Raw genomic sequence first — 9640 nt, forward strand, 5'->3', positions numbered from 1 at the left:
GGATTGCGGAAAGGAGCGCGATGCGCCGTGCCGTGCGGCACGGACAACTTCCGCCCGGCCGCGGCGAAGGACATGCGATAGTGCGTCTTCCATTTCGACTTGCCTCGTGACAACCGCCATGGCTGCAGGGCCAGTCTAGGGTGATTCATATATTCACAAAAGAAAGTCTTAACTAATTGCTTATTTCATTTGTGAATAAAATGGACGCAACGGTGAATGGGGAGTACGCGCGGCTTGGCAAACCCCGGGACCGGCGTGGTGAAGGCGGCTCTCGGGTGTCCGGGACGAGGACGCGTGTCGGCAGCAGTACCCGGTCAAGCCGGCCGGCCAGCGCTCAGAAGATCAGCGTGCTCCAGTCGGGATCGAGCACGCGCCCCAGGAATGCCGCGGCACCGACGATGCCCTGTGTTTCCCGGATGAGCTTCGAGCGGTCCACGACGTGAGCGTCGAGCGCGTCGCTGCAGGCAAAGAACTTCGCCCCGAAGTCGCAGGCGTTGCGCATGTGCTGGTAGACGCTCGTCTCGCGCCCGACGCCGCCGTACAGCTTCTCGGCCACATCGCCGACGAGCAGCAGGACCGACCGGCTGGAGAAGTGAACCTCGACTTCGACGTCCATCGCTGCCGCCGCCGCCGCGTGGAAGAAGGGCGTCACGCACAGGTGCGGCGCCGCCGGATCGGTTGCCCAGAGCAGGATGGCAAGGCGCGTTCTCACGGCGGCGGTGCTTCCCCGAACGTTTCCGCAAGCAGATTCATGTAGGCTTCGACCGCCGCCGGAATCACGTCCCCGGTGACAAGACTGCTGATGTCACCGTCCCAATCGTTCGGTCGCAGGCGCACCAGCCAGCCGTCGCCGTAGGGGTCGGTATTGATCACGCCGGGACGCTTCCGCGCCTCGGTGTTCGTCTCCACGATGGTGCCGCCGACGGGCGAGCGCACGGCACGGATCACCTTCGACATCTCCAGCAGACCGAGCGAGCGTTCGCGCTCGATGCTCGACGCCACGGGCTTCGGCATGAACTCGATGAACTCGCCCGAGATGTGGGCACCCAGCGGGGTGATGCCGACGGTGACGATACCGTCGGCATCCCGGCGCGCCCACGTGTCGTGCTGCAGCAGGTAGTGAAGATCGTCGGGAAAGTCGAAACCGTGGATCGTGGCCATACGGATTCGGCCGCTCGACGATTCGCGTTGCGATCAGGTCGCAACCACGGAGCGCACCGTCAGCCCTTCACCTCGCGTGACGTCATGCTGTAGCGGAAGTTCTGCGGATCGTACTGGTTCGGCGTGCCCTTGGCCGTCTCCGCGTAGGGGTACATGAAATGGCCGAGCGCCTTGCTGGTGGCGGGGGCAAGCCGCGTGTCACCGGCCGTGTTGTAGCCGATCCAGTTCATCTCCCAGAAGCCGAACAGTGTCTCGCGCGCGAGCGCGACGCGCGCATCGCTGAGCGGCAGCAGCTGCTCCTTCTGCTCTTCGAGGACGACCTTGCGGACGTCGGCGGGGTCGACGGGGATCCACCCGAAGTTGGGATGAAAGAACTCCGCACGGCAGTGTTGTGCCTTGGTGATGTCGCCGCTCTTGCCGAGGCTCTTCCAGGTCGCCGAATCCGCCACGCGCACGCCGTAGACGTCACGCGCGGGGATGCCGGCCGAGCGCGCAAGCCCGACGAAGAGCGCGTTCAGGTCGGCACACTTGCCGCCGAGATTTCCGGATTCGAGCATGAAGCGGATGTCGCCCGTGCCGCAGCCGACCACCTTGGGATCGCGGTAGGTGTTCTCGACGATCCAGTCGTAGATGGCGTGGGCGCGCTCGACGGTGCTGGAACTGGCAGTCGGCAGGATGCGCGTGGCCGTGGCGCGCACGATGCCATCGGTGGGGATGTGCGCCGACGGCTGCAGATAGAGGTCGAGTTCCTCGCGCGAAACGTAGTGCAGAGGGCCGGGCTTCGTCGTGTCGACGTGGCGGTTGCGCGTCGCCACCAGCGTGGAGAGCTGCAGGGCGGGTGGTGTGCTGGCTCCGTCCCAGGTCGCGAAAAACGCCGGCGCCCCGTACCTGGGATCGCGGTAGATGCCGGTCTGCGTGGCGTTGCCGCTCCAGCGGATGTCCAGCGTGCGCTGGTAGTCGGTGTCGCGGTACTGCGGCAGCGGCAGCCAGAGTTTCGCCGGCAGTGCCTCCGGCGACAGTTCCACGCTGGTGATCACTTCGAACTGGCGCCATCCCGCATCGAGCGGAGGCGCAGCGGGGGACGTCTCCGCGGCGGCGTTCGCCACTGGCGGCAGCGCGGTGACCGCCGCAGCGGCGGCCGAGAAATTCAGGAACGTACGTCTATCCATCTCGATACCCTCCGTACCCTTTGGAGTGTCCGCGCCGGACCGGCGACGAACCGCTGCAAGGCGTGTCGATTGCGTCTGGCGCGCCGACACGGTGTTGTCATGGCGGAAGAGAATGGGAGTCGAACCCACCCGGGAGCGCATAGCACCCCCAACCGGGTTTGAAGCCCGGCCGCCCCACCAGGGACGATTCTCTTCCTAAGAGATCTCATCGGCGACCGGGTTCGCCGCAGGTGCGTTGTCGATCATCGCGAGGCTGTCGGTGCGCACCAGGTGTCTGTCACGCACGCGCCGGGTGAAGCCGACGCGGTCGAAGAACTCGAGGACCTGGATCGCGCGCTTCCGGCCGAGTGCCGTACGGTCACGGAACGCCGCTGCACGCACTTCGCCTTCGCTCTCCTGCAGGCTGTTCGCCAGCGCGGCGAGCCTGCGAATCGCGAGCGGATGATAGAACAGATCGCGGACGACCTGATAGGTCTGCCCACGCCTGGAGGCACGGATCAGCGCACTGCGTACCGATGCCTCCGGCTGCCTGCAGGATTTCGCAAGGTCGCGCACCCACGGCGGATCGAACGGGGCCTCGAGCAGGTGCGGCAGCAGCGCCTCCAGCAGTGCGCTTTCGGCCGCCGAGGGCGCGTCGTCGTGGCCGGGCAGATGCAGCCACGGTCCGCTGCGGCGGATGCGCCCTTCGGCGAGGAGATCGGTGACGAGCGCGCGGTAGAGCGCGCCGTCCAGCTTGGGGAAGGCCATCCGCTTGAGCCGCGCGCTGTCCGGACCGAGCTCATCCGGATGGGTACCGTGGAATGCCGCGAGGTGTTCCTCCACGCGCGTCCCGAGCGCCTTCCAGTGATCCTCGGCGATGGCGAAATCGATTCCCTCGGCGCTCGCACGGCGCGCGCGCAGTCCCTGCACGAGGGCGGAAACGTCCCGGATGTTGCCGGCGGCTGCGAAACGCCTGAGATCGACCCCGAAGGGTTCGCACGCAACGAGCGCGGCCAGCCGGGGAGCGGCCGTATCGGCCTCGAGCGCCCGCAGCACGGTGAGGCGCTGCGGCGAGCGGCGGTAGCGCGCGGGTGCGAAGGGATCGAGCACGCAGCCACCGCCCACCGTGCGCATCGCCGATGCATCGCGGATGATGAAGCGATCCCCCCGCCAGGCGGCGATCGACGCCTGCAGGACGAGCTGCACCAGCGGCCCTCGCCCTGACCCGTGCGGGTCGGCGCCGGGCTCGACGTCGTCTTCGAGCGCGACGAGCCGCCCGGTCACGTGCGCTGCACCGAGATGCACGTGCAGCGTGGTACCCGAACGCAGCGCCTTCGTCTCGCCGGCGAGCAGATCGAGCCGCGCATCGAAGCGGTCCGTCGCCAGCGCGATCGGCGGCGCGACGACCCAGTCGCCGCGGCCGACCTCCTGATGGCCGACGCCGACGAGATTCAGCGCGCAGCGCTCGCCGACTGTTGCCCGCTCGCTTGCCCGGTTCTGCGCATGAATGGAGCGCACGCGAACCGCGACGCCGCGTGGGGCGAGGGTGAGGTGCGCGCCCACCGCGATCGCGCCCGAGTGGACCGTCCCGGTGACCACCGTGCCGATCCCCGGCAGCGCGAACGAACGGTCGATGGCGAGTCTGAAATGCCCGTCGTCGGCGAGCCGGCGATGCGCCCGCGCGTGCTCCTCGAGGAAGCGCCGCAGCGCCTCGACACCGGCACCGGAGCGCGCCGAGACGGCGAAGAGCGGGGCGTCCGCCAGCGGGGTGGGCGCGACCAGCGTTCGCACTTCACGTTCGACCGCGGCGATGCGCCCGGCGTCGACGACGTCGATCTTGGTGAGCGCGATGGCCCCGGTGGGGACGCCGAGCAGGCACAGGATGTCGAGGTGCTCCCGCGTCTGCGGCATGACGCCGTCGTCGGCCGCAACGACCAGCAGGGCGAAGTCGATTCCGGTGGCGCCGGCGAGCATCGTGTGCACGAACTTCTCGTGCCCCGGGACATCGACGAATCCGAGCACATCGCCGCTCGCGAGCGGTGCATAGGCGTAGCCGAGCTCGATCGAGATGCCGCGCGCCTTTTCCTCGGGCAGCCGGTCGGTGTCGACGCCGGTGAGCGCCCGCACGAGCGTGGTCTTGCCGTGATCGATGTGGCCGGCGGTGCCGATGATCACCGGTCGGTCTCCGAGAGCGTCAAGCGGAGTTCGGGCTGCGCACGGGCGATTTCAGCCGGCGAGCAGTGGCGGCTGGCGCGGACGGAGTCTGCTCGACGGTGCGGGCGGTTTTCACCTTGCCCTGGCGCCGCAACTCGATCTGCGCGGCGCGCCGCTTGCGCAGCCACACCCAGAGACCCGTGGAGATGAGGAGCAACGGTGCAATGCCGGTGGCGCACATTGCGATCATGCCCGGTGCGCCGAACGCAGTGCCGCTGTGCAACGGAAACAGCCAGTGCATGAAGGCTTCGCCCGCGGTTCGCGAGTGGGTGCTGCGCTCGAAGAGGAAGTCCCCCGTGGCGGGATCGACCCACACCAGGGTGTCGCCGAGCCGATGCACATCCTGGGGCCCGCGCAGGTAGAACAGATACCCGCCGGGCATGCGTGTCGGAATGTGGATCTCGCTGATCGCGAGCTCCGGATACGCGCTCTTCACGCTGGCCACGAGTTCGGCGAACGACGGCCAGGTGGCGGACGCGTTCTCGCGCCAGGGCACCACCGGGAACGGCGCGACCTTCGAGAACACGCTCACGATGTCGCGCGCGTAGTTGAGGTAGACGAGGGTGCATCCGGTGAGCGTCGCGAGCAGCAGCAGTGTGCACATCACCGAGCCGAACGAGCGGTGAATGTCGAAGACGATGCGCGTCGCACCGGCGCGCAGCTTGACGCCGACGAGGCGCTTCCAGCCGCTGCGCTGACGCGGCCACGCCGCATACAGGCCGGTGACGGCAGACGTCAGCAGCAGGAAGCCGGCGATGCCGACGAGGTTGGAGCCAGTGTTGCCGAGCAGGACGTTGCGGTGGAAATCGTAGAGGGTTTTCATCAGATACGGACGCGACAGCCCCCGCCTCGCGATGTCCCGCGTACCCAGCAGTTCGCCGGTGACCGGACTGAAGGTGGCTTCCACGCGCGTCGGTGCAATCCGCAGTCGCGGGCCGACCTGAACGATCGCCCGATAGACGTCCTCGCGCGAGACCGGGAGTGTGAGGCGTTCGATGCGGGTGTAGCCGAATTCCTGCGCGGTCCGCGCGTGGATCGCTTCCGGCGCCAGCCACCGACCGGGCAGGGTGTTGCGCAGCAATTGCGGGTTCAGGTAGGCATCGATCGGCACCTCGTAGACCAGGATGCTGCCGGTGATGCCGACCAGCGCAAACCAGACACCGAGACCGAGACCGAGCCAGCGATGGATCAGAACCCAGAACCGTCTGCGCGCCGGCGCCGGCATGCGTGCTCACAGGCGAGACAACTGCTCGACGAAGAGCGCCTCGTCTTCGAGGCAGCGCAGATCGAACAGGAGGCAGCCGTCCGCGATGCGGCCGATGACCGGGATCGGAAGTCGGCGGAACCGCGCAGCGAGCTGGTTGAGGGCAGTGCCGCTGCCGCGCTTCGCCGGAGCGGCCGGCGCGAGCGCGAGTGCGACGCTCGGCAGGCGGTCGACCGGCAGGGAGCCGCTGCCGATCTGACTCGACGCATCCTGCGTGGTCACCTGCCAGGCGTCGCCCAGCGCCTTCGCGAGTGTCGGGCGCAGCCTCTCGGCAAGCGCTGCGATCTCCTCCCGCGTCCGGGTCAGCAGCCGGAGTGTCGGCAGCCGGCTGGCGAGCCGATCCGGGTCGCGATACAGCTGCAGGGTCGCCTCCAGCGCAGCGAGCGTGATCTTCGACACGCGCAGCGCGCGCTTGAGCGGATGTTTCTTGATCTTCTGGACATGCGCCTTGGTGCCGACAATCAACCCCGATTGCGGGCCGCCGAGCAGCTTGTCGCCGCTGAAGGTGACGATATCGGCGCCGGCGGCCAGCATGTCGCGCACTACCGGCTCCTTCGGCAGGCCGTAGCGCGACAGATCGACGAGACTGCCGCTGCCGAGGTCGATGGCCATGGGCAGACCGGCGTCGTGGGCGATGCGCGCGACCGCGTCCTCGCCGACGCTGGTGGTGAAACCCGTGATCGCGTAGTTGCTCGTGTGCACCTTCATCAGCAGCGCGGTGTCGCCGTCGATGGCGCTGGCGTAATCCCGCGCATGGGTGCGATTGGTGGTGCCGATCTCCTTGAGCGTGGCACCCGCCGCGGCCATGACGTCGGGCATGCGGAAGGCGCCGCCGATCTCCACCAGTTCACCGCGCGAGACCACCACCTTTCTTTGCGCAGCCAGCGCCGCAATGGTGAGCAGCACCGCCGCCGCATTGTTGTTGACGATGGTCGCCGCCTCGGCGCCGGTCAGCTCGCACAGCAGTGCCTCGACCAGCTGATCGCGGTCGCCGCGATCACCGCTGTCGAGATCGAATTCCAGATTGCACGGCTGGCACATCGCCATGGCGACATGCTCGACTGCGTCGTCGGGGAGCAGGGCGCGGCCGAGGTTGGTGTGGAGGACCGTGCCGGTAAGGTTGAAGACGCGCTGCAACTGCAGACGCAGCCGCTGTGCGAGGTGCTCACGCACCAGCGCAACGACGTCGCCGTCGGCGCCGGCGCGGCCGGCGAGAGCGGCTCGTCGCAGCTCCGAGAGCACCTCGCGCACACCGCGCAAGACCTCGCTGCGACCATGCAGCGCGGTCAGATCGAGTATCGCCGGCTGCTGCATGAGACTGTCCACCGAGGGCAGCCGCAGCGGCAGGGTGTTCCCGCTGGACATCAGGCCGCGTTCTCGTCGCCGTGAACGAACAGCAGATTCACCCCGCTCGCCGACTTGCCGGTTTCCGAGACGAGCAGATCGAGGGCAACCGAGGCGAGGTGATCGGCCACCGGCTCGACCTGGGCATCCTTGTTCTGATAGAAGATCTTCAGATAGGCGTCGCACTCGTCGCAGCATTCGGCCTTGATCGCGGGCGAGCCGCCTTCGACTTCGAAGTAGTGAATCCCCTTGGTGGTGCCGCAACTCGAGCATTTCACCCGCACCATGTGCCACTCGGCGGCGCAGAGCGAGCAGTGCAGGAAGCGGTAGCCGTCGTCTCCGCCGATGCGCACGATGCTCGCCACCGGCGGCGAGCCACAGCAGGGGCAGATGTTCGGTACGTCGATGCGCCCGAAGCACTGCCTGCCGAGCATCGTCACCATGTGCGTCCAGTACACCTGCAGCGCAGCCCCGATGAATGGAGCGGTCGCCGGATCGATGCCGACCGGGACGTTGGCGAGCAGTCGGCTCGCCTGCGCCTCGTAGAAGTCGCTGCTGCGTCCTTCGAGCCCGACCAGCACTCGGTGCGGCTCGCCTTCGGCGTCCTCGGCCAGCGCGCGCAGCATCCGCCACAGCAGGTCGTGCCACAGCGGGTCGCGCCGGAAGGTCCGGGTGTTGAGCGGCGGCATGGCGTGCTCGCGACATTGCGCCACGTGCTCGCTGCTCGGCAGTGGAAACGGCGGTTCTTCGGCGAGCAGCGCCTGCTGCAGGTCGGCCACCTTCGCCATGAGTTCAAGGTAACCGCGGAGCGTGCTGGCGGACGCGAGTTGCCGCAGACGCGCAGCGCGGTCAGAGAACACGCTGTGACGATCGGGTAAGCGCAGAAACGGGATCTCGCCGGCCGACTGAACGGCGATCTCCTCTGGCGTCATCATTCTTTGCTGCATCTGTCCCTCGTGCCCGACGGGCAACCGGAAGACCAGTCGGCCTGCGCGTGGAAGCTCAGCGTCGGGTGACCTCGCGGTACCAGCCTGGATGGTGCACCCGCGCCCACTTCGCGGACACCCACCCGGTTGTCATGCCGCCGATGGCACCCTTGACCCAGATCGCTGCATAGATGTGCACGATCACGGCGATGATCGCCACCGTTGCCACCAGCGAATGCACGAGCGCCCCCAGGCGCACCACGCCGATCGGGAAATACTGCGCGAACCATGGACGCCAGAACAGAAAGCCGGTGACGAAGAGGAGGATCATGCAGGTGACGAGGGTCCAGAAAAGAAGCTTCTGCGCCGCGTTGTACTTCCCGACTTCGGGGTAGTCTGCATCGCGGTTGGCGATCACATCCCCCATCATCGTCAGCCACTTGCGGTCGTTCTGGTTGATCGTGTTGTGGTGCCAGAAGCGCAGTGCGATCGCGATGAACGCCAGGAACGTGAAGACCCCGAAGAACGGATGCAGCACGCGCGTCCACGGACCGCCGCCGAACAGACCCGTGAGCCAGCTCGTTGCCGGATGGAACAAGGCAAGCCCGGACAGGCCCGACAGGATGAACAGGATTGCGACGATCCAGTGGTTGATGCGCTCCGAATCGCTATAGCGCCGAATCATTCCGTTCATGTCAGCGGGCCTCCTTTTCGGTTTCCTCGTCCGGCGCGTGGTCGTCCACGTCGTAGCGGCCGACCTTGATGTAGTGGAAGAAGCCGCCGAGCGCGGTCATTCCCATCGCAAGCAGCGCCAGCGGCTTGAATGCGCCCTTCCACAGACTAACCGTCGGACTGATCGACGGATCGTTCGGCAGCCCGTGATAGATCTCGGGGCGATCCGCATGCTGCAGCACGTACATCACGTGCGTTCCGCCGACACCGGGTGGATCGTACAGGCCGGCGTTCTGGAAGCCGCGCTCCTTGAGGTCGACGATGCGCTCCCCGGCGTGCTCGATCATGTCTTCCTTGCTGCCGAAAGTGATCGCGCCGGTGGGGCAGGTCTTGACGCAGGCCGGCTCCAGCCCGACCGCGACGCGATCGGAGCACAGCGTGCACTTGTAGGCCTTGTTGTCCTTCTGCGAAATGCGCGGCACGTCGAACGGGCAACCCGCCACGCAGTAACCGCAGCCGATGCAGTTCTCCTGCACGAAGTCGACGATGCCGTTCGAATACTGCACGATGGCCCCGGGCGACGGGCACGCCTTGAGGCAGCCCGGATCCGCGCAGTGCATGCAGCCGTCCTTGCGGATCAGCCACTCCAGCCGGTTGGCTTCGGTGTTCTCGTACTCGGTGAAGCGCATCACCGTCCACGAGTTCTCGGTGAGGTTGGGCGGGTTGTCGTAGACGCCGACGTTGACCCCGATCTCGTCGCGGATGTCGTTCCATTCCATGCACGCGACCTGGCAGGCCTTGCAGCCGATGCACTTGGAAACGTCGATGAGCTTGGAGACCTCGGTCTGGCGGCGCACCGAAGGCGAGGAGGTGGTGGTCGCCGAGCGCTGCTTGATGTCCAGTGATTGTAG

9 protein-coding genes and 1 tRNA gene are annotated in these 9640 nt (G+C 67.1%); all 10 read right to left on the reverse strand.

From position 1 onward, the window contains the following. Positions 1-334: 334 nt before the first annotated feature. Positions 335-712, reverse strand: coding sequence for a peroxiredoxin (locus tag JNK68_12460; GenBank protein ID MBL8541168.1), 378 nt, complete (start codon positions 710-712; stop codon positions 335-337). Further along, the gene (locus JNK68_12465; GenBank protein ID MBL8541169.1) at positions 709-1161 is read right to left on the reverse strand and encodes a glycine cleavage system protein H; all 453 of its coding nucleotides are present in this window, start codon (positions 1159-1161) and stop codon (positions 709-711) included. The genes JNK68_12460 and JNK68_12465 overlap by 4 nt, the downstream gene beginning before the upstream one ends. 59 nt (positions 1162-1220) lie before the next feature. Continuing rightward, on the reverse strand, positions 1221-2330 hold the full coding sequence (locus JNK68_12470) for a transglutaminase domain-containing protein (protein ID MBL8541170.1): 1110 nt from the start codon (positions 2328-2330) through the stop codon (positions 1221-1223). 100 nt (positions 2331-2430) lie between these two features. Beyond that, positions 2431-2526, reverse strand: a tRNA-Sec gene (locus tag JNK68_12475). Further along, positions 2526-4484, reverse strand: a complete 1959-nt coding sequence (selB, locus tag JNK68_12480) for a selenocysteine-specific translation elongation factor (GenBank protein MBL8541171.1) — start codon at positions 4482-4484, stop codon at positions 2526-2528. The genes JNK68_12475 and selB overlap by 1 nt, the downstream gene beginning before the upstream one ends. A 19-nt stretch (positions 4485-4503) precedes the next feature. Then, positions 4504-5748 carry a PepSY domain-containing protein gene (locus JNK68_12485; protein ID MBL8541172.1) on the reverse strand — a complete coding sequence of 415 codons (1245 nt, stop codon included), beginning with the start codon at positions 5746-5748 and terminating at the stop codon, positions 4504-4506. A 6-nt stretch (positions 5749-5754) separates the two neighbouring features. Then, positions 5755-7152, reverse strand: a complete 1398-nt coding sequence (locus tag JNK68_12490; GenBank protein ID MBL8541173.1) for an L-seryl-tRNA(Sec) selenium transferase — start codon at positions 7150-7152, stop codon at positions 5755-5757. Then, positions 7152-8078 (reverse strand): formate dehydrogenase accessory protein FdhE, encoded by a 927-nt coding sequence (fdhE, locus tag JNK68_12495; GenBank protein ID MBL8541174.1) that lies wholly within the window; start codon positions 8076-8078, stop codon positions 7152-7154. Before fdhE ends, JNK68_12490 begins: the two co-directional genes overlap by 1 nt. A gap of 55 nt (positions 8079-8133) precedes the next feature. Continuing rightward, complete coding sequence (locus JNK68_12500; protein ID MBL8541175.1) at positions 8134-8751, reverse strand: formate dehydrogenase subunit gamma; 618 nt, start codon at positions 8749-8751, stop codon at positions 8134-8136. A 1-nt stretch (position 8752) separates the two neighbouring features. Next, positions 8753-9631: a formate dehydrogenase subunit beta gene (gene fdxH, locus JNK68_12505; protein ID MBL8541176.1), complete on the reverse strand. Its 879-nt coding sequence runs from the start codon at positions 9629-9631 to the stop codon at positions 8753-8755. Positions 9632-9640: the final 9 nt, after the last annotated feature.

It is taken from the genome of Betaproteobacteria bacterium (assembly GCA_016791345.1).
Classification (GTDB): domain Bacteria; phylum Pseudomonadota; class Gammaproteobacteria; order Burkholderiales; family JAEUMW01; genus JAEUMW01.

Excerpts from the sequence above, each read along its gene's own strand:
- JNK68_12490 (MBL8541173.1), bottom strand. The coding sequence starts at position 7,152 with ATGTCCAGCGGGAACACCCTGCCGCTGCGGCTGCCCTCGGTGGACAGT.
- JNK68_12470 (MBL8541170.1), bottom strand. The coding sequence starts at position 2,330 with ATGGATAGACGTACGTTCCTGAATTTCTCGGCCGCCGCTGCGGCGGTC.
- JNK68_12465 (MBL8541169.1), bottom strand. The coding sequence starts at position 1,161 with ATGGCCACGATCCACGGTTTCGACTTTCCCGACGATCTTCACTACCTG.
- fdhE (MBL8541174.1), bottom strand. The coding sequence starts at position 8,078 with ATGCAGCAAAGAATGATGACGCCAGAGGAGATCGCCGTTCAGTCGGCC.
- JNK68_12500 (MBL8541175.1), bottom strand. The coding sequence starts at position 8,751 with ATGAACGGAATGATTCGGCGCTATAGCGATTCGGAGCGCATCAACCAC.
- JNK68_12485 (MBL8541172.1), bottom strand. The coding sequence starts at position 5,748 with ATGCCGGCGCCGGCGCGCAGACGGTTCTGGGTTCTGATCCATCGCTGG.